We start from the raw sequence: 20629 nt of genomic DNA, 5'->3' as shown, positions 1-20629 counted from the left end.
AACCCGCGAAATACCTGGCGCATTGTGTGCCAAGAGGCAGGTATTTTGCGGGCTTTACAGCAGGAATCAACCGGTGATTGAAAATTACTGGTAGGGGTCCAGCACCTCCTCTTTTGAGGACTCCCGTTGATATTGGTCTGCATCCATCGTGGGACGTGACCACTCATCACTCTCGCGGCCACCCTGCTCCTCCCCCGATTGGATAGCCGGGGGAGCCTTGGTGACATCGGAGGCAATTAAAGCGGAGCGTTTTTGCTCGAATCGCTTTTCCACGACGGGCTTGGGCGGCATGGAGGTGCTGGACTCTCGGCGGATACGGCTGGCCATAGTGCTTAGCGTTGGTCGTCGGCGCTCGGCCAGCTTAACCGCTTCCAACTCGCTGTTGAGCCGATTGACCTCTGCCTGCAAATCTCCCATCTGCGCCTGCAGTTCGGTAATCTGAGTCAGTACGCCTTTAACTTTACGGCTTTCCTTCTCATATAAAACAGCGGCGCCGCCGAAGGCCAAAGCAAAAATGACCAAAATGGAAAACTGACGCATAGAGATCTCCAGAAACTTCCCTTGTTATTTTTAAAGGGCATTTTTACCGTATATTTTCTGTATCTTCCGAGATCTCGCGCATAAAAAACAAGCTTTAAGGCTGACTGAAACGATTGCAACAGCCAGCACAGAGTTAAGAGGAAGAAGAATTTATCTGATAGCGACAAAAGGCCCAGCGTTAAGGAAGAGTCTCCAGCAAAGCCTCTGTTTTGACGGCCTCCTGATCCACAAAACAATTATTGGCCGAGATAGCTGGGATCAAATAATCATCCGCATATTGGCAGCCGATCATTTCGATGGGTTTTTGCCCGAGCTTTTCCGCCAAGTCGGGAGAATGGGCTTTGCCGGCGTGCAGAGAGTTGAGTAACAAATCATAACCGGGCCGCCAACACTGCAACTCAGGAAAACTTTTCTTCAGCGCGGCGGCTATACGCAGCCCTTCATAATCCAGATCCCCCCAAAAGAAAACGGGAAGTGAACCCAAATTATCGCCATACCACCACTGTGAAAATTGCTGCCGAGAAACTGTAGTGGCCGAATTAATCGTGCTAAAGCGAGTAATACCATAATTGCGAATCCGATCCGTACCCCCCTGATAGCCCTCGCTATACACCAGCGCCGTGGAGCTGGGCTGCAATTCCGCCAGGCTGATAAAAGTATCCTGGTTCTCTATAAAAATCACCTGCGTAAACTGTTCCGGCAGGTAGGCGTGAAGTAATAACTGGCGCTCGCGAATTTTTCGGCTCAGCTCCGGAAACAGGTTACGCACCAGGGACTGGCGACTAGGTAAATCAAGATATTTGGAATCCCCTTTAAAGCAGCGCGCGGCCAATTGCCGCCAGGTGATTTGCTCGGCAAAAATCAATTCCCGTCTTATCGCGGCCCAGCAGGAGACCATCTCCTCGGCAGAGTCGAAGCCCGCTTGAAGCTCCAAACCCTCTACGGGAAAAGCCGCGGGATTCTCAAAGCGATCGGCATAGGGCTCCAGCAGACTGGTCCAGGCAGACTTGCGCAAGTTGGGGGATGGACGATTGAGCCACAGGCGCAGCTGCTCTTCACTGGCGTCCCGAAAGATCAGCTGAGCACCCTGCCACTCTGCAACACCCGGTCGCCGTTTAGGGTTCGGTTTTACTGCAAAACATTGATACTCACTGGCAAAGTGCTGCAATTCATTCCACAGCTCCTGCTCGTCTTGGTCGGGGTCCCTGAGGGGCTCCAACACTTCCAACCAGCGCTTACTGCCAGCGCGCAAATCCAGCCTGAAACTAATGCGGGCTTCCTTGCCCCGTTCCAGCTGGCTATCCCGCCGATCCAGAATAAAATTCAGGATGCCGATTAACAGCGGGTTTTCCTCTACCCAATAGGGCAATGTCTTTTCCATCGGTTGCCTCCCTGCCAATGGAGGGGTTTCCCCCGAAAATACCTATCCCTCTACTTCTACCAGGTCCATAAAATCCAGCGACGCCTGCTGGCGAATCGTGCGGCGGTGATTGGCCCAGAGTTCGGCGATACGCTCCTGGTTGCACACCTTGCGATCGACATACACCCGGGTATTCAGCTGGCCGATGGGCTTTGCACTGGGGCACTTACTGAATACAAACTGATTCGAGATCAGGTCCATAAAAGGACCGGATTTACTGCTGGGCATAATAAACAGCAGTTGTAAGCCCAGGGTTTCGGTCAGGTAACGGATCACTTCCTTGGAGCGAGACTCATCCATTTTGGAGAAGGCCTCATCCACCAGCACCATTTGCAAATGGCTGCCGCTTTCACCAAAGCGGAAGGCCGAAGTGACCGCTGCGGAGCGGATAATATAAGCCGGCGTTTCCAGCTGACCGCCGGAACCGGTGCCGTACTGGCTGAGCGCAATCGGCTCCTTGCCCTCCGGTTCTTTATAGATCTCATAGCTGCGGTAGTTGCGATAGTCGCTGATTCGATCCAGCTCGCGCCGCGCTACCTGCTCGTCTTCACTCAGCAGCATACTCAACAGGCGATCCCGCACCTTGCGGTGCTTGGGCGCCAAGTCCGTGTCGAACAAGCTCTGCTCTTCACCCAGATTCGGCAGTTCAATTACCGCCTTAAAGAAGCTCCAGTATTCCTTGAATTCCGCCACCCACTGGTAGTCGAAACGGAAGCGCTCGCGGTCGGCGCCAAAGCGGTGGTGTTCCAGCTCTTTGTTCAGATCATCCAACACGCGCTTACCATCGTTAATGGACTGGTAAATAGCGTGGCACAAGTGGGTTACAAAAGTGGTGTTAAAGGATTTTTTCAATCCCAGCAGTTGATCATGGCGCTCCACCAGCAGGTTATTCTTCAGGCGGTTGCGCAGGGTCTCTACCTGATCGCCGAGACCGCTGATCAACTTGAACAAGCCATCTTTGTGGCCGCCACTCAAGTCCGGCTCAAACACCAGGGTATCGACGCTGGCACAGGTGGCGTTGTACTCCATCACCGCGCGATCCAACTGGCGACTGTATTTCTCCAGCTGTCCCTGCCAACTTTCGATATCCGCTGAGAAGTCGAAGTTGTCGGCGGCGCGCTCTACCTGCTCGTCGGCAGTAACCAGCACTTGCTCGGCATCGAAGGTGGGATCGATGGCGGTAATGCGCCTTACCATTTCCTCGCTGTCACTGGCAGCATCGTCCAGGGATTCCAGCTCGCCAGACAGCGCGTATAAGAGTTTTTCGTTGCTTCTTAGCTTGGTCTCCAGAGAGCCATGCTTGCGCTGGAGATCAGACAGCTGCTTCTGCTGATCTTTAAGCTGGGCCTTGAGTTCATCGACCTGCTGCTCGAACTGCTCGAAGTCCTTCAGGTCCAGGTTTTCCAGAGCCCGCTCGGCGCTGCGCCATTCGCGCTGGGCCGCCAGGGCAGAATCCACAATGGACAACAGCTTGATATTCGCCAGTCCGCGCACCGCGTTGGTAACTCGGCGGTAGAGCTGGTGGCGCTCATTGACGTGGGCGGCCTCTTCCAGCAACTGCTCCATAGCGCGCTGCTGCGCCGCCAGTGCGCGGGCGCGGGCGCCCTGGCCGAAGACCAGCTCGGCATCGTCCATATCGCAGCGCCACATGCTGTAGTTGCCACTGGCCATACCGTCGGCAGTCAGGCCCCGGCGGGTGCCGCGCAGCTCGTGTTCATCCTCCACCTGCACCACGGCACCGTAAGAGGCGCGCAAATAGTGCTCGGCAGTTTTATGGGTGAACTCCATCAGTTCGATAATGGAGCCCGACGGCGTATCCAGGCGCTCCGCATCGCGGCGGGCTTTATCCCCTTGGATCACCCGGGCGCGGTTATTGCGACCGGGCAGGCCGCGCACTAAGCGAATCGCGCGGGCCTCGTGTTCCGGCTCCACAATAATCGAGAAACGCGCGCCGCCCAGATAGCCTTCAATCGCCATCTGCCAGCGCTCATCCAGCACTTCCACATAATCACACAGGACACGGGGCTCTGCCTCCGGGCACTGCTCGCGAATTACGGCCAGGGCCGCTTCCACCGATTGGGGGTAGCGCACGCGGTTGGCCTGGAGATGCTGAATGCGGCTCTCCTGGGTGCGCAGCTGCTTTTGCAGCTGCTGTACTTTTTGCTCCCAGCGGGAGGCCTGCTGGGCAATCTGCTCTTTGGGGGAAACCTCATCACCGACGCCAGCTTTACCACTGCTATCCAGCAGGTCGTAGAGGCGGTTCTGTAGGGCCTCACTGCTGGCAGCGCGCTCGCGCAGTGGCTCCAATGCGGCCAGGTCAATCCAGTCCTTGCCCAGCAACTTGTGCAGATCCGGCAGGTCTTCCTCGCGGGCTACCTGCTTGATCGCCTGCACCAGTGCTTTATCGGAGAAGGCGGGAATTTCCAGCTCGGCGGAGGTGGAGTTGAGCAGATTTAATAATTCTTCGGCGGCCTCGCGGTTCTCACGCCAGCGGGCCTCTTCGGCAGACATGGGGGTGTGCTGCTGGGACAGAAGGCTCAAGGCATTGTTAATACGCTGTTCCAGTTCGTCCTTATTGCGCAGCGCATCGATACCCAGGCGCTGGGCTTGAAGCTCTACCAGCTGGCCATTGAGTTGCTCGACGCGCTCGGAAGCGACGCGCACTTCGCGCTCATTGTTGTCCAGATCGCTGCGCAGTTTTTTCTGGTCGTTCTTGCCGCTCAGATAACTCTTTTGCACCCGCTGCTGGCGGTGGCGTGCGCACAAATATTCCTGCACCCGCAACTGCAACCACTGCTCCCGGTAGAGCTCTACCGACTGGGCGATGGCCTCCAGGGAACTGACCCGCTCTACAATCTGGCGGGCTTCCTGCTCCATGCTGTGAATGGTTTTCATCAGCTCGGAGACGGAGCGGATGGCATCACCCAGATCGCGTTTTTCCAATACTTCCTGGGCGACAAAATCGTTGATGCTTTTTACTGGCTTGTAGGCCATAAAATTGGCAAAGGTGCGCGCGGCGTGCATGGCCTCGCGATCAGAGACCGCATCGCGGCGTCCACGCAGTGCGCCGTAAAGGCGGCGCAGGTAGGCCTTTTTCTTGTCGTACTGCTCTACTTTTTCGAACTGCTTGCTCAGGACCTGGTTGAATTTATCCAGCGGCAGCAGGTGTTTGCCATCGGTGTAATCCCGGACAAAATCGCCCATCACCAACTGTTCACCGGGGAATACAAAAAAGCGCAAATCACTCTGGCGAGCCTGGGCGGGCTTGCTGCTGTTATCCAGGTGTGCGCGAATACCCATCACTGCAGTAAAAGGCTCAGCATCGTCTTCACCGCTGGTGGGGTGAAAAATACCGGCAATGTAACAGTCGGTGGGCTCTACCCGAGCGTAACTGCCGTCGTCACAACCCAGTACATAAGAAGCTAGTGTCCGCACCTGCTTGCCACCACGGCCGCGCTGGGTGGTTTCATCCTGCCCCGGGTTAAAGGTAAACAGGGTGTCGTGGGCGGCGGTCATCAATGTTTGGATAGCATCGGCCGCCGTGGTTTTACCGGAGCCGTTGCCACCGGAAAACAGGTTGATCGGGCCGAAATCATATTCCAACTGCGGGATATTGCCCCAGTTAATCAGGATCAGTTTTTTTAGGAACATAGTCTTTTCAAAAAAACGGTCTTTTCAAAAGCAGGGTCTTTTTACTGGCGGGAAGCCGACACCCCTCTCCGAGGCTCCCGGGCATGATTTACGCAAACCCGGGCGGTCGAATGTTTTCGATTTTTTATAGCCGCTACTGCGGCCTCTATTTTCAACTAGGAAGCGGCTTCACTCTCAAACAGGCTGTTATCTTCGACTTCAGGAGTGATGCGTTCGAGCGCTTGCTCTTGTTCCGCCTCTTCAGCCTCATCAATTTCATCAGTTTGAGTGGCCTCGCTCTCCACTGCGGGCGGGGCTTCGCTGTCGATCAGCTGGTGCAATACTGACTCGCTGACAAAGTGGGCGATGGTCGGGCGCACGCGCAACCAAACTTCCGCACTGGTCTCCACTTCTTCGCTGCTGAACTGCACCAGACGCAGCTGGCGCAATTTCTTCAGCAGGTTTTTACGCTCGGCATGTTTATCAGGCAGGGACATTTTCAGCAGATTGCGCATGCCCAGTTCCAGGGCTTCCAGTGACAGCGCGGCGCAACCACTCTCATCCACCTGCCCTTCCCGCAGCGCTTTATCGTATTCCACTCGTAAGGCGAGAATCGCGGCTACTTCCTGCTGACTGAGACGGGCGCGGAAGCCGCCGTGGTGCGGCTCTTCCTGATCCGGCAGACCCGGCACTTCGGCGCCGGGCGGATACACGCGGATAAACTGGAAACGGCTGTCGTGCTGCAAACGCAATCCCAGCGGGGCCAACCACTCGCGCACCAGCTGCTCGCAGCGCTGGAAGCGATCGTAAAGCGTGGTTTCGATAACGCTTTCATCCCGGCAAATAACGCCGTAATCCAACAGGCGCACCAGCAGCTCGGAAAATTCGCTGCGGTTCAGGCGACACTGCGCCAGGGCCTCATCCAAAGCCTGTTCAATCACTGTTTTTCAGCTCCAGGATATATTCGTCAAATTCGGTGAAATAATCATTGCTGGCGATTTCACCGGTAAATTTCACCTGCAAGTCGGCGGCACCGCTCTGGTTCACCGCCGCCGCTTCGATCACATGGCTCATAGCGAGCAGATCACGCGCATCGCGCAATGGCAGGTTGCGACTGTTGATCTGGCGGCCGGTGCCGAGAGCATCACTCAGATAATCGCGCAGGTTACTGTTGTTGAAATTAAACGCCTGGTCGAGCAGTTGTTGCAGCTCGATCTCGCGACGGTTTTCTTCACCGATGGGGGGTTCATCTTCGACCCGGGTATTCACCGGCTGGCGGCGATTGCGCTGCCACAGCTGGGTTTGTTTGGGGTCAAACAGGCGCAGCTGGAAGCCACCTAACTGTTCGCCCAGCTGCTCGAGAATTTGTGTTTTTTGCTGGCTCTCACCGAGACGCTGGCACAAATCCGCAAACTCGCCCTCGGCCTGGCTGTGCAGGTAGCTGAGCTGGCGAATAATAATATCCGCGCGCTTGGTAAAACCCTGTAACGCGCGGCGCAACGCGGGCAACTTCACCTCGCAGGCGCGGCGCATACGGTCCTCGATGGTATCGAGCATCAGCCACAGCAGGGACTGGCCGGGCTGCATCAATTCTGGCAGCAGCTGGCGCAGGCGCTTCTCCCACTCCGCTTTCTGCATATCCTCCTTGCGGCGAATGCAGTCAATCACCCGGTTGATGGAATCGCGATGTTTTTCCACGCTGTCCGCAGACAGACGAATAGCCAGGTCCGGCTGGAAGCGGCTCTCCATAAAGGAGAAAAACTCATCGGTGGCCTGCTGCACCAGCAATTGGGCTTCCACCTCCCGCACCATTTCCCGCTTGCGCTCTTCCAGCTCGGCGATCATATCGGTGAAATCCGCCACGATACGCTCGGAGTATTCCCAGGCATCGATCAGATCGTGGATTTCACCTCGGCTGGCAAAGGCTTCCAGGGCATTTAAGGTGTTGCGGGTATTGCGGTGGCGGGTGCGCACGCGGGTGCCGTTCACTTCCACTAGCGGCTGAGTAAAAAGGCGGCCCCGGCGGCTAAACGGATAGGTGGCGGTGAGCGTGGCGCTGTCTACCTGCTTTTCCAGCCAACCGAATTCCACCAGGCTGTTCAGTACCCAGACGGCTTGATCGCGCAGGTTGCGGAAGCGGCCCTCGGGATCCTGCACTCCGTCCTCGCTATCGAGTTGGGGCGCGCGGGTCAGAGCCTCGGCAAAAATTTCCAGAATCTGTTCGCGCAGCAGAGACTCACCGTAGTCAGCCTTGGCGGTGTACAGACGCTCATACAAAAGACGCAAGCACTCAACCACCTGTTCGCGGTATTTACCGGTCAGCGGGCGGAAGAAGTGCTGGTAAGAATCGACGAAGAACAACGACTATAGGCCCGCTTATTCCTCTTCCGGCTTTTGGTTGAATACGCAGTACTTGGTGTAGTCGCGTCCATCATCCAGGGTCCATTGGCCCTTGGGCACTTTATCCATTTTTTCACACCAGGCATCGGAGCCGCGCTTGGGCTCACAGGCGGTCAGTGCGACAAGGGCTACAGCGGAGCAGATCAGAAAGAGTACTTTTTTCATGGTTCGCTTCTACAAATGAAATTCGAATGGCTTTTTCTCCCCAGCTGCGACCAGCCAGGGAGAAATCAGTGAGCTTAGTTTAAGGATGTTGTTTAGGGGATAGAGGCGCCCTACTCGCGGCGCCACTTAGTGCCCTCGCGGCTATCCTCAAGCACCACACCTTTTGATTTTAACTCTTCGCGAATCTCATCGGCGCGGGCAAAGTCACGGTTTTTCTTGCTCTGCACGCGCTCTTCAATCAGCGCTTCAATTTCCTCTGCGGAAATAGTTTCCTCGCCACCGCGGGCCTGCTTGAACCAGGTTTCCGGGTCTTGCTGCAAAATACCGAGCATTTCACCGGCCGCCAGCAACAAACCTTTCAGGCGCGCTTTATCGGCGTCTTCGGCCTTATTCAAATCGCGGGCGATCTGGTGCAGCTCGCTAATGGCGATGGGGGTATTTAGATCATCTTCCAATGCTTTAAGAAAAGCGGTGCCGGCCAAATCTGCCGCTTGCGCCTCAACCACTTCCGTTTCACGCAGTGCACCGTAGAGGGTATCCAGGGTGCGCCATGCCTGATCCAGCAAGTCAGCACTGAAATTCAGCTCAGAGCGGTAGTGGGCAGACAGCAGTGCGAAACGCAGCACTTCACCGGGGTATTGGCTCAGCAGGTCTTTGACCATGCGGAAGTTACCCAGGGACTTGGACATCTTCTCGCCGTCGATATTCACGTAGCCGTTGTGCATCCAGTAGCGCACAAAATCCACGCCATTGGCGCAGCAGCTTTGGGCCCGCTCATTCTCGTGGTGGGGGAAGGTCAGGTCGCGACCGCCGCCGTGAATATCGATGGTGTCACCCAGATGCTTCTTGATCATGGCCGAGCACTCCAGGTGCCAACCAGGACGACCGCGACCCCAGGGGCTGTCCCAACCGGGCTCTTCTTCTGAGGAGGGCTTCCACAATACGAAGTCACCGGCATATTTTTTGTAAGGCGCTACTTCCACCCGCGCACCGGCGAGCATATCGTCGAGGGAGCGCTTGGACAGCTGACCGTATTCCTGCATGGACTCCACCGCGAACAGCACATGGCCCTCGGCGGCGTAGGCGTGGCCCTTCTCCAGCAGGCTTTCGATCATCGCGATCATTTCCGGCAAGTGCTGGGTGGCGTAGGGAACGATATCCGGCTCCAGGTTATTGAGCGCGGCCATATCCTCGTAGTAAGCCTGGGCATAGCGCGCCGACAGCACGCCGATTTCCTCGCCGTTATCCCGCGCGGTCTTCATGATTTTGTCGTCAATATCGGTGATATTGCGCGCGTAAATCACATCGCTGAAGTTTCTTTTCAGTACCCGGTACAGGGTGTCAAACACCACCACAGGGCGGGCATTGCCAATATGCACGCGGTTGTACACGGTGGGGCCACACACATACATGCGCACCTGATCTTCCACCAATGGTACGAAGGGTTCTTTCTTCCCGGAAAACGTGTTGTAGACCTGTAGAGACATCTTTTCTCTCAAATTCTTTTTGCTGTCTGGCTGGGCCAGCCCCTGACCCAACCGCGAAAACTGCCGCTCGGGCAGCTCTTCGCCTTGCTATTTGTTTTGCTCTTTAGCCCAGCTATCGCGCAGACCAATGGTGCGGTTAAACACCGGCGCTTCTGCGCTGCCGTACTTGCTGTCGCGACAGAAATAGCCGTTGCGCTCGAACTGGTAGCCCTGCTCCGGCTCCGCTTTGGCCAGGCCGATTTCCGCCTTACAGCCTTTTAGGATTTGCAGGTTGTCCGGGTTTACGCAGTCGAGGAAGTTTTTACCGCCGGCATCCGGCGCCGCATCGTTGAACAGGCGATCGTAGAGACGCACTTCGCAATCGACATTGTTATCGGCAGATACCCAATGAATAACGCCCTTCGGCTTAACGCCGTCGGCCGGGTCCTTACCCAGGGTGTCCAGATCAACCGAGCAGATCACCTCAACAATTTCACCGGCATCGTTCTTCACGACTTCTTCCGCAAAGATCACATAGGCGTTGCGCAGGCGAACTTTTTTGCCCAGCACCAGACGCTTGTACTTCTTGTTGGCCTCTTCGCGGAAATCCTCTTTCTCAATATAGAGAGTGCGGCCAAACGGAAGTTCACGGGCCGGCAGATCGTCCCGCACTGGGTGGCCCGGTGCTGACAACAGTTCTTCCTGACCTTCCGGGTAATTTTTCAGGGTGATCTTCAAAGGCTCCATCACGCACATAGCGCGCGGTGCATTTTTATCCAGGTCGTCGCGAATGCTGTACTCCAGCATGCTCACATCGACGACGGAATCGGAGCGGGTTACACCAATCATCTCGCAGAAGTTGCGAATGGAGGCCGGAGTAAAGCCGCGACGGCGCATACCGGACAGGGTCGGCATGCGGGGGTCATCCCAGCCATCTACATGGCCTTCGTCTACCAGTTGCTTGAGCTTGCGCTTGGATACCACGGTGTAGTTGAGGTGCAGACGTGCAAATTCGTACTGACGCGGGCGCGAAGGCACCGGCAGGTTCTCGATCAGCCAGTCGTACAGGGGCTTGTGATCTTCAAACTCCAGAGTACATATGGAGTGGCTGATACCCTCAATCGCATCACACTGGCCGTGAGCGAAATCGTAGCTGGGGTAAATGCACCACTTATCACCGGTCTGGTGGTGAGCCATCTTTTTGATGCGGTAGATGATCGGGTCACGCAAGTTGATATTCGGTGCGGCCATATCGATCTTGGCGCGCAAACTGCACTGGCCTTCTTCCATTTCACCGTTGCGCATCTTTTCAAACAGCGCCAGGTTTTCCTCGACAGAGCGATCCCGGAAAGGGCTGTTTTTGCCCGGCTCTTTCAGCGTGCCACGGTAGTGACGAGCTTCTTCTGCGGACAGATCGCAGACGTAGGCCTTGCCATCTTTAATCAGGTGCAGTGCCCACTCGTACAATTGATCAAAATTATCCGAGGAATATTTGGCCTCGCCATTCCACTCAAAACCGAGCCAGGAGACATCGCGCTTAATCGCATCGACAAACTCTTCCTCTTCCTTAGCCGGGTTGGTGTCATCAAAACGTAAATTGCAGGTGCCGCCAAACTCCTGAGCCAAACCAAAGTTCAGGCAGATGGATTTGGCGTGTCCAATATGTAGATATCCATTCGGCTCCGGTGGAAAGCGGGTTGCCACCTGGGATACCCGGCCCTCTGCCAGGTCTTCGCGAATAAGGTTCTGTAAAAAGTGAGCGGGCTTGCTCTCGGATGTCATAGGATTCTCTTATTTACAGCTGTGCGAACATAAACGGCGAATTATACCCTATTTGAGCCACAGAATATCCTATTTAGCTGAGCGCCAGACGATGATTTTTGCTGTTGGCGCACACTTTTTAGGCAATCCATTATGATATCGCGACTCGGCGTTTTACAGCTCCTGACTAAAAGGTATCATGCCGGCCGAAATCAACCCTCATAGGACATTTTATGATCACCTTGCACACTACCCACGGAGATATTGCTATCGAACTGGATTTCGACAAGGCCCCAAAGACCGCAGCCAACTTCCTGCAGTACTGCCGTGACGATTTTTACACTGGGACCATTTTCCACCGGGTGATCGACAACTTCATGATTCAGGGTGGCGGCATGACCCCCGACATGGAGCAGAAAGAAACCCGCGAGTCCATTGAAAACGAAGCGGACAACGGCCTGAAGAATGACACCGGCACCCTGGCCATGGCCCGCACCATGGACCCCCACTCCGCCAGCTCCCAGTTCTTTATCAATGTAAAGGACAACGACTTCCTGAACTTCCGCAGCAAAGACACCCAGGGCTGGGGTTACTGCGTGTTCGGCAAAGTGGCCGACGGTATGGACGTGGTCAATAAGATCAAGAGCGTAAAAACCGGCAGCAAGGGCTTTCATCAGGACGTACCCATGGAAACCATCGAAATCACCGGTATCAGCATTTCTGACGACTACGCAGACAAGTAATTTTTCGAGCCCATTTAGGCTCTAAGGCGGGGACATTGTCTATTTATTTTATTTCCGATCTGCACCTCGATGAGAACCGACCGGAGATTACTCAGGCTTTTTTTGATTTTCTGCGCGGCCCCGCCGCCGGTGCCGAAGCACTGTATATTCTCGGCGACTTCTTCGAGGCCTGGATTGGCGATGACGACGATGCCCCCCTGATTGAAGAGGTGATGCGGGAGTTAAGCCACTACAGTGGCACCGGGGTGGAACTGTACCTAATGCATGGCAACCGCGATTTCCTGCTCGGTACCGATTTTGCCCAGCGCACAGGTGCGGTGCTACTGCAAGACCCAACTACCCTCACTCTGGCAAGCCGGAAGGTTCTATTAATGCATGGCGACAGCCTCTGCACTCGCGACGAGGAATATATGACTTTTCGGCGTCAGGCGCGGGACCCCAATTGGCAACAGGGGTTGCTGGCCAAGCCTTTGGGAGAACGCCGCGCTATCGCCGCACAGATTCGCGCCGCCTCCAAAGCCATGAATAGTCGCAAAGCGGAAGACATCATGGATGTTACCCCTGAGGAAGTGGAAAGAGTGATGCGTGAATACAACGTAAATACCCTGATCCACGGCCACACCCACAGGCCCGGTCGCCACCCCTTCTCACTTGATGACGCTGCAGCAGAGCGCATTGTACTGGGAGACTGGGATCGCAATGCCTGGTGCCTAAAAGCGAGTGGGGAAACATTGGAACTGATGCACTGGCCAATCGGCTGAAGCAGGGCTACCCACATCCAGCTTCCCAATAGTTAGTGACAGAGCTTTTGTTCGAGCTTCACAGCCTCCGCCAAGAGGCGCAGGCTGTGGCGCAGACGCTTCGCCCCACCAAAGCGGAACCCTTTGGCCTGTAAATAGGCGCAATCCATTATTGCTGGCCGCTCTCCCTGAGCTTCTGGGGGCAGAGGGCTACGCTTACCCAACATGGACTGCAAAATCTCCGCCACCTCTCGGTAACTCACCAGGCGATCACTGCAATTCACCGCCCTCCCCTTGGCATCCGCCTCCGATAGGACCAACTCCACCGCCCTGGCGACATCTTCCCCATGTACTTCTGTGGCAACTCTGGTTTGAGTGAAGGGCTCACCGCTCACCACTGCGCGAGCAATGTCATACCACTTACTGCGCTCGAGGGGATTCACCACACCATAGACTCCGGTAAGACGCAGGGAGACCGCGTGCCATTGGCGCTGCTGGGCCCAAGCGGAAACCATCGCTTCCACCGCCGATTTGTAAGCCCCATAAAATGTATCGGGCAAGGCCGCCTGATGCTCGTACAAGTTGCCTCGCAAACACCCCGTCGCGTACACCGCCCTGCTGGAAATAAAAACAAATTTATCCACGGAGGCTGCATGAGCCACTTGCATCAGTAGCAGCGTACTGTTCAGGTTAGATTGGAGATAACCGGAAAGATTCTCCCCTTCCCCACCACGATAACGCCCAGGCAAGTGATCATAGGCACAGTGCACTATCGCATTCAAACCACTAACAAACCTGGATAGAACTGCACGATCCGCCATATCGCCAGCAACCCACTCAAAGTTGCTACCTGTAGCAAAAGGAAATAACCCAGATTTATGACCTGTGCGGGATAGTGCTCGCACTTTATAACCATGATCGAGAAAGTAACGGACAATAAACTGCCCCACATAGCCACTGGCGCCAGTGATGCCGATATTCACTGGGCACTACTCACTGACTGACTCTGCTCATGGGTCAACTGCTCGATTCTCGCACCGATATCACGACCCTGATTGACTGCCCACCACAATTCGATCAAGGGTCTGAGCTGCTCCATTTTCGTATGGTCCTTTTGCCAGGGCTTTTCGTATTGATAGTGAATCACATGAATGCTACTCCACAACCATAATTGCGGTAGATTCAGATACAGATATTGCAAGGCATTGTAGATATAAGGCATACCGTGCCAGCGAGGGAAAAATGCCTGCAGAAAAGTCTGGTCCGTGCGCCGCCAAAATGCGCCCGGCCTATCCAATAATGCCAGCATTTTCCGGTAAGTTTCTACACTAGGTACGGCGGTAAATAGGCCAGAATTCATTCGGCCAAAGCCGTCCAAGTTTTCATAGAGATTGGGCGCGGCACAAAATTCAGGGTATCCCATCAGGTGGTCGATATTGCGCAGTACCAACATATCTGCATCGAGAAAAATTAGCTTGTCATATTCCTCCAGCTGCCAGAGGGACAGCTTGCAAAAATTATTCAGAGGAATATGAAACCGAGGTTTTTCCCCTTTATCGAAAGGCGCGCGCATGTGAAGTCCTGCGCGCTCGTGGCGCTGGATAAATGTCTCAGAAAAATCTGGTGGGCTGACCTCCCGCACCAGGCATCCAGATAATTCCAGCGGTTCCGTATCCACAGAATTGGCAACCACCATTGCTATCAAAGGGTGTGTAGCCCTCACCCTTTCCAGCGAACGTTTTAGCGCAACCGCACCAATCACATAATCCGGGCTGTTTACGAGGGTAATAAAGGCACAACGAGACATGATGGCTACTGCAATCTGTTTAACACTAGTTGGGTATACGCACTGCCTAGCACTCAGAAATGCCTATGGGAGACTCACAGGGGAGGCATTTTCTCATCCGCTCCATGGATTGAGCGAAGGCACCAGCGATCTGCAATGCTCTCCACCTGCTTAAGGCTGAAACAGTTCACATTATAGATAAAGCTCGCCCGTAACTGGCCGCCATAGACTGCCAGTGAGAGGTAAATTCCGTAAGGGGTGAGACGCGTTGGCAGCGGGGTCGTATGTATTTTCAAATTCTCACTAATTTCTACCCACTCTGAAGTTTCGCCGGTATACACAGCGGTAAACCCTTCATGATGCTCCTCCGCCTGAAGAAAGGTTATAAGAAAGCAGCTTGAGGCGTTAAGGTTGTGACCGATACTGCCGTGAGGGCCAATTGAGTCAGCAGCGTAGGCCGTGCGCATCGCATGCCGGATCTCTCGTGACAGACGCACGAGCTTTTCTGACCAGGATTCATTTCTGTAAACTGACAAATTGCCATAGCGAAACATGGGGCCCAGAATATAGCGGTGCTCTCGCTTTAAGCGCAGAGACAGGCTGGTATTTAGCCAAAAGTCATGATGAAGAAATTCACATAAAGTTTGCTGGTAGGCGGCGCATAAGAAGGCAAACAAACTAATTTCTGCATCACTGACATTGGCTCGAATCTGTGCAAAATCGGCCCCGTCAATGCTGAGAGTCACCTCGCTACAATTAATTGAGACAATCTCTTGGTGCGAAGCCTGCCATACAACGTCTCTCTGCAACTCTAACTTATTGCGCCAATAGTAACTGGCTTTTTGCCCGCGCTCCGTCCCAAGGTATGTCTCCTCAAAATTGATATAATCGGCAAAATCGGTGGATTCTTTGCGGGGCTTATAGGGTTTCCCAGCTCCCATTGCCAGGTAAGCAGCTAGGGATTCGGCCCACAACAGAGACAGGCTAATACCATCGGTAATAATGTGGTGGCACTTGGTCAAGAAAATATATTCATCCTCACCGGTGCGAAAAAGGCTGAGGCCTAGCAGCTGGTCCGAATTTAAATCCATGGGGGAACTGCTGAACTGGCGCAGGAAGCTGGTAATATGCGCCTCGCTCATATGGCGAATATCCATATAGTCCAGTTCGATATCATCAAAACTTCGGATAGCCGGCTCATCCCGGTAGCGACAGCGAAAAATAGGGTAAGCATTTATAACCGCGGGCACAGCCCGCTCAAACAGTTCGACATCTACATCCCCCTTAATACGCATCGCGCGGGTAATCAGGTCCGCCAGTACCTTGCGGTGATTCAGGTTGTAAATACTCTGCTCCGTAATCGACAGAGGCACATGCGCAGAGCAATCCCAGCCTGGCATAGGAGTTCCAGTCGTCGGCTAAGAGTTAGTGGGCCGAATCAAATTCTGGGCCCCCTCAAGTACTTTGTGCAGGTGTGGTGTCTCAACATCTGGAGTACTTTCCTGGACTTTGTGGTTGCGCCAGTAAGAGCGACACGGGATCAGCTCTGCATTGCAGCGATAGGCATATTTCCCCGCTACTTCAGAGATTTCCTCCAGTAATCCCTGGGCCAAAAATGTCGGTTTTAAACCCAGGTTGCAGAGGCTGGCATTCTCCACAAATAAATCATTTTCTGCAGCCTCATTGCGCGGATTGTCGACAAATGCCACCTTGGCTCCGCTCACATCGGCAATCATTTTGGCGAGATCACGCACCCGATGGGTTTCGGTCATTTGGTTCATGATACGCACCCGCTCTCCTGCGACGGGAGGAGAGTTAATCGCCAGCTGGATACAGCGCACAGTATCGGAGATATGAATAAATGCACGGGTTTGCCCGCCGGTACCGTGTACAGTCAATTCATGTCCGGTAGCGGCTTGCATCAGAAAGCGGTTCAGTACAGTGCCATAATCACCGTCATAGTCGAAGCGGTTGATTAGGCGCTCATCCAGGGAGGTTTCCACGGTTTGTGTCCCCCACACTATCCCCTGGTGTAAATCTGTAATTCGCACACCATCATTTTTGTTGTAGTAGGCAAAGAGCAGCTGATCCTGGGATTTCGTCAGATGGTAAATACTGCCAGGGTTAGTGGGATAGAGTATCTGCTGGGACACCCTCTGGCCGTTTGCCATCGGTATTTCCACATCCAGATAACCTTCTGGAATCTTCATGCCCGCAGAGCCATAACCGTAAACTCCCATAGTACCGAGATGAACGATATGGCTATCGACGCCGGCATCCACCACCGCGGCGAGAAGATTATTAGTGGCATTGATATTGTTGGAAACGGTGTAGCGTTTATGACGCGAGGATTTCATGGAATATGGCGCTGCGCGTTGCTCAGCAAAGTGCACAATAGCAGCGGGCTGGGTCTCGGCAATCAACTCCATTAGCGGCTCGTAGTCACAAGCCAAATCCAGCCTGTGCAGCCGGATATTTAGCCCGGTCGTCTCCCACCAGCACTGTAGGCGCTGTCCAATACTCTCAATCGGTGTCAGGGATTCCACCCCCAACTCCTCGTCGATACGACGCCTTGAGAAGTTATCCACGATAGTGACCGTGTATCCCTGCCGCGATAAAAACAAGGCCGTAGGCCAACCGCAAAAGCCATCTCCCCCCAACACCAGAATATGGGCATTACCGTTTTGCCGCATATTAACCTCCCCAGAGAAAAGTCCGCGCCAAACACCAAAATATATGAATAAATAATATACAAGACTGCCGATCAGGTTACCGTCAAGTAAGTGAATAGTGTCATCGATTAGCCCCTGTAAGACACAAACTAGATAAGGCTAAGGGATAGCGCCTGGTTTTCTTTAACAGCCGAAAAGGCGTGAATAACGAACCCTGTCGGGGGTAATCCGTTGACCCTTTTTACGTCATAGTTGTCCCCCTAAGATTACTATTTATTCGTCGGTACTCACCAAGCAAAGGCAAATCGTGATAAACCGCCAGCCAGTCATTTAATCAATAGTCACTAAGATTCTCTTGATTTACGTCACTGCCCCATTGCATGATCCACTCTAACTAACCTCAGGGGAGAGGAGTGCGATCCAGGTGATTAATAACCTGAACAAACGCGTATTAATACTCGGCGGCTACGGCAACTTTGGCGCGCGCATTGCGCAAATGCTGAGCTCCGAGCCCAATATTCAGCTGATTATTGCCGGCCGCAACAAGGCTCTGGCAGACCAGTGTGCCGAGGGACTCGGCGGGCTCGCCGAAGGTTTACGCCTGGAGAGAGATGCCGTCAACTTGGCTGCACAACTCAAAGCCCTCCACCTGGATCTTTTGATTCACTGCGCAGGCCCCTTCCAAAAAGAGAGTGATTATCGGGTTGCAAAAGCCTGCATTGAGTCACGCACACCTTACATTGATATTTCCGATGGTCGTCGCTTCGTGTGCGATTTTCACCGCCTGTCCCCCGCCGCAGAGGCCGCAGGCATTAGTATGGTATCGGGCGCCAGTAGCCTACCCGGGCTGAGCTCCGCCGCAATCGCCGAGATCCAGCTTGAACTGCCAGTGATTCACTCCGTAGACATTGCCATAGCACCTGCACACCGAATAGATCGTGGCTTGGCGACGGTACGCGCTGGCTTTGAATCCCTTGGCCACAGCTTTCCACAGCTGCAGAGCGGCTACTGGCGCGAATCCCACGCAGGGAAAAATCTACGCCCCATCAACCTGGCCCACCCAGTGGGCAAACGCTGGCTGTGCGACTTTGATGTGCCCGACCTAGAGCTCTGCCCGAAGTATTTTCCCAAGATGCACAGTGCTCGCTTCGCCACTGGCCTTGAGCCTCTAACCCTGCAAATCGGCCTATCCGCTTGCGCCCAATTGGCGCGCCTACAACTACCGGCAACCACTGCGCGCCTAGCCCAGCTTGGCCATAAGATCAGTGACCGCTGGCCGGGAGGCACACCACACGGCGGCATGATCGTGCGTGCTACAGGGGAAAATGCCCATGGAGAAAGCGCCTCGCGCAGCTGGCAGGTATTAGGCCTAAATGGCGATGGCCCCTGGATTCCTGCAGCCCCAGCGGCAGCACTAGCACGTAAGTTTCTACGCGGAGAAATGGAAGAGACAGGAGCAAGAGCCTGCTGGCAGTTACTGAGTCTGGATGAGATTCTGCTTGAACTGAATGATCACTCAATCGTTACGGCTATAGAGACCCACTCCCGCGAGCGAATGCCAGCACTTGCCGGCTAGGGCGGTAACCAGGCCAACGCTGGTGCAAAGTGAATGATTTGCGCCCATCCCCACTGAGAGTTTGCTGATATTTTTGGCGCAGTAATTCAAGCAAACTCGGCCTAACAGCCATTCTCTAAGATAAAACGCCACCGATCACTGAGTTTTTGCACGGTGTCACGGCTGAAACAGTTGGCGTTATAGACAAAGTTACTATGAAGGTGCCCACCGTAAGCCGCAAGAGAGAGATAGATTCCATAGGGTGTAATTCGGGTGGGCAAACTCATTGAGCACATTTTTACTCTCTCATTTAAATTGACCCAGTTCGAGGAAGCATCGTTATAAATCGCTTGCAGTCCCTCCTGCTGTACCTCTGTTTGCAGAAAGTTAATCAAATAGGTGCAGGGAGCAGGCAGGTTATTGCCAATAACACCATGGGGACCAATCGAATCAGCCACGTAAACCGTTCGTACGGCATACTGGATTTCTTTGGCCAGCCGCCGTAGTTTTCCCTTCCAGGTTTCCTCAGCTACCACTGCCAGATTTACCTGGCGAAACATTGGCCCCAAAACCTTCCGATGTTCTCTTTTTACCCGCAGTGACAAGCTGGTATTCATCCAAAAATCTTTTTGTAGGAGTTCGAACAAAGCCTGCTGAAATCCTGCACACAGATAGACAAAGTGACTGACCCCGGCAGCCCTTGCCCGCTCTTTAATATGGGAGAACTCTTTCTTATACAGGGTGCAAACCAAGTCTTCACAATATAGAGAGACTCCTTTCCCTGATGAGGCCACTTCAATCGCGCCTCTTTGTCGGGCCAGCTTATTTTGCCAATGTTGTAGAGCTTTTTGTCCCCGCTGGCTACGGATGTAGTTATTTTCAAAACCCACGTAATCGGCGTAATCAATGATTTCCGGCTGAGGACGGAAACCAGCCCCGCTCTCAAGATCCAGATAAGTGCTCAGTACCAATCCCCAAAGCAATGTCAAACTGATCCCATCGGTAATAATGTGATGACATTTCGTTAAGAAAATGTATTCATTCTCTCCGGTGCGAATAAGGCTTAAGCTCAGCAGCTGATCAGTATCCAGTGCTAATGGCGCATTACTGTATTGGGTTAAGAAGCTCTTTACATGAGAGTCACTCATGCCCCGGACATCCAATATATCCAATTCGACATCTGCAAAAATCCGCCGAACGGGTTCGCGGGTATAGCGACAACGAGCAATAGGATAAATATTGACAGTTCTTTGAACCGCCTCTTTGAACAGGTCGATCTGGAGGGTGCCCTTGATACTGATTGCACGGGCGATCATATCTGCCAAGGCTTTTCGGTAATGTAAGTTGTAGATACTCCTCTCGGTAATCGATAAAGGTACATCCGCAGCATGCTTCCATCCCGACATGCTTATCTCCCGTGAACGCTCAATCAATCTTATTTCTGCCAGAATTTTGTCAGGCAACTACTGGAATGCTCTGGCAAAGAACTCAGCCATTCGCAAAGGCCCACCCCATACCACTCGACCTTCAAGCCTCAATTGAAATTACTGAATTATTCAGAGGCCCGTTCCCTTATTAAGTATTGCAGGCCTCCCCGCATGGAAATAAACAGCTGCATACACTCAATGCCTAAAGCCAGTATTTACGCGCCTACAAACAGTAGATTGGCAAGATTCATACTGGGGGTGGTCAGTTTTGCGGCAGATCGTGGACCGATAGCGGCAAAGCCCCCTGTGATGATCTAGGTTCAT

Annotated in this window: 16 protein-coding genes; 3 read left to right on the top strand and 13 right to left on the bottom strand. The window is 53.8% G+C overall.

Annotated features, from left to right (window positions below):
* Positions 1 to 84: 84 nt before the first annotated feature.
* From ACJJIO_RS17805 to ACJJIO_RS17770, 8 genes are all read right to left on the bottom strand, one after another.
* The gene (locus ACJJIO_RS17805) at positions 85 to 540 is read right to left on the bottom strand and encodes a hypothetical protein (protein WP_252082092.1); all 456 of its coding nucleotides are present in this window, start codon (positions 538 to 540) and stop codon (positions 85 to 87) included.
* A gap of 178 nt (positions 541 to 718) precedes the next feature.
* Positions 719 to 1921, bottom strand: a complete 1203-nt coding sequence (locus tag ACJJIO_RS17800; RefSeq protein ID WP_444909293.1) for a Wadjet anti-phage system protein JetD domain-containing protein — start codon at positions 1919 to 1921, stop codon at positions 719 to 721.
* Positions 1922 to 1963: 42 nt separating this feature from the next.
* The gene (locus ACJJIO_RS17795; protein ID WP_444909292.1) at positions 1964 to 5611 is read right to left on the bottom strand and encodes an ATP-binding protein; all 3648 of its coding nucleotides are present in this window, start codon (positions 5609 to 5611) and stop codon (positions 1964 to 1966) included.
* 155 nt (positions 5612 to 5766) lie between these two features.
* Positions 5767 to 6531: a DUF4194 domain-containing protein gene (locus ACJJIO_RS17790; RefSeq protein ID WP_444909291.1), complete on the bottom strand. Its 765-nt coding sequence runs from the start codon at positions 6529 to 6531 to the stop codon at positions 5767 to 5769.
* Positions 6524 to 7951, bottom strand: coding sequence for a Wadjet anti-phage system protein JetA family protein (locus ACJJIO_RS17785; RefSeq protein WP_444909290.1), 1428 nt, complete (start codon positions 7949 to 7951; stop codon positions 6524 to 6526). The genes ACJJIO_RS17790 and ACJJIO_RS17785 overlap by 8 nt, the downstream gene beginning before the upstream one ends.
* A gap of 15 nt (positions 7952 to 7966) precedes the next feature.
* Entirely contained in the window at positions 7967 to 8155 is a 189-nt protein-coding gene (locus tag ACJJIO_RS17780; protein ID WP_444900467.1) for a DUF3012 domain-containing protein, read from the bottom strand.
* Between the two features lie 110 nt (positions 8156 to 8265).
* Complete coding sequence (cysS, locus tag ACJJIO_RS17775; protein ID WP_444909289.1) at positions 8266 to 9642, bottom strand: cysteine--tRNA ligase; 1377 nt, start codon at positions 9640 to 9642, stop codon at positions 8266 to 8268.
* A gap of 87 nt (positions 9643 to 9729) precedes the next feature.
* On the bottom strand, positions 9730 to 11403 hold the full coding sequence (locus tag ACJJIO_RS17770) for a glutamine--tRNA ligase/YqeY domain fusion protein (RefSeq protein ID WP_444905139.1): 1674 nt from the start codon (positions 11401 to 11403) through the stop codon (positions 9730 to 9732).
* Between the two features lie 212 nt (positions 11404 to 11615).
* Between ACJJIO_RS17770 and ACJJIO_RS17765 the strand changes: the two genes are divergently transcribed.
* Positions 11616 to 12125 (top strand): peptidylprolyl isomerase, encoded by a 510-nt coding sequence (locus ACJJIO_RS17765; RefSeq protein WP_252082100.1) that lies wholly within the window; start codon positions 11616 to 11618, stop codon positions 12123 to 12125.
* Positions 12126 to 12160: 35 nt separating this feature from the next.
* A complete protein-coding gene (locus ACJJIO_RS17760; protein ID WP_444905140.1) occupies positions 12161 to 12886 on the top strand; it encodes a UDP-2,3-diacylglucosamine diphosphatase in 726 nt (241 codons plus the stop codon).
* 32 nt (positions 12887 to 12918) lie between these two features.
* On the opposite strand, the gene ACJJIO_RS17755 is transcribed toward ACJJIO_RS17760, so the two are convergent.
* The 4 genes from ACJJIO_RS17755 to ACJJIO_RS17740 all read right to left on the bottom strand — a co-directional run bounded on the left by ACJJIO_RS17755 (position 12919) and on the right by ACJJIO_RS17740 (position 17344).
* Entirely contained in the window at positions 12919 to 13848 is a 930-nt protein-coding gene (locus ACJJIO_RS17755) for an NAD-dependent epimerase/dehydratase family protein (RefSeq protein WP_444909288.1), read from the bottom strand.
* On the bottom strand, positions 13845 to 14672 hold the full coding sequence (locus ACJJIO_RS17750; protein WP_444909287.1) for a glycosyltransferase: 828 nt from the start codon (positions 14670 to 14672) through the stop codon (positions 13845 to 13847). Before ACJJIO_RS17750 ends, ACJJIO_RS17755 begins: the two co-directional genes overlap by 4 nt.
* A gap of 74 nt (positions 14673 to 14746) precedes the next feature.
* On the bottom strand, positions 14747 to 16051 hold the full coding sequence (locus ACJJIO_RS17745; protein ID WP_444909286.1) for a condensation domain-containing protein: 1305 nt from the start codon (positions 16049 to 16051) through the stop codon (positions 14747 to 14749).
* Positions 16052 to 16069: 18 nt separating this feature from the next.
* Positions 16070 to 17344: an NAD-dependent epimerase/dehydratase family protein gene (locus tag ACJJIO_RS17740; RefSeq protein WP_444909285.1), complete on the bottom strand. Its 1275-nt coding sequence runs from the start codon at positions 17342 to 17344 to the stop codon at positions 16070 to 16072.
* A gap of 403 nt (positions 17345 to 17747) precedes the next feature.
* On the opposite strand from ACJJIO_RS17740, the gene ACJJIO_RS17735 reads away from it, so the two are divergent.
* Positions 17748 to 18899 carry a saccharopine dehydrogenase NADP-binding domain-containing protein gene (locus ACJJIO_RS17735; RefSeq protein ID WP_444909284.1) on the top strand — a complete coding sequence of 384 codons (1152 nt, stop codon included), beginning with the start codon at positions 17748 to 17750 and terminating at the stop codon, positions 18897 to 18899.
* Positions 18900 to 19000: 101 nt separating this feature from the next.
* On the opposite strand, the gene ACJJIO_RS17730 is transcribed toward ACJJIO_RS17735, so the two are convergent.
* Positions 19001 to 20284: a condensation domain-containing protein gene (locus tag ACJJIO_RS17730; protein ID WP_444909283.1), complete on the bottom strand. Its 1284-nt coding sequence runs from the start codon at positions 20282 to 20284 to the stop codon at positions 19001 to 19003.
* Positions 20285 to 20629 lie beyond the last annotated feature (345 nt).

This window comes from Microbulbifer mixtoriginis (SeqCode) (genome assembly GCF_052467235.1).
The sequence above is the reverse complement of the archived record's forward strand: the minus strand, read 5'-3'. Positions and strand labels throughout refer to the sequence as shown.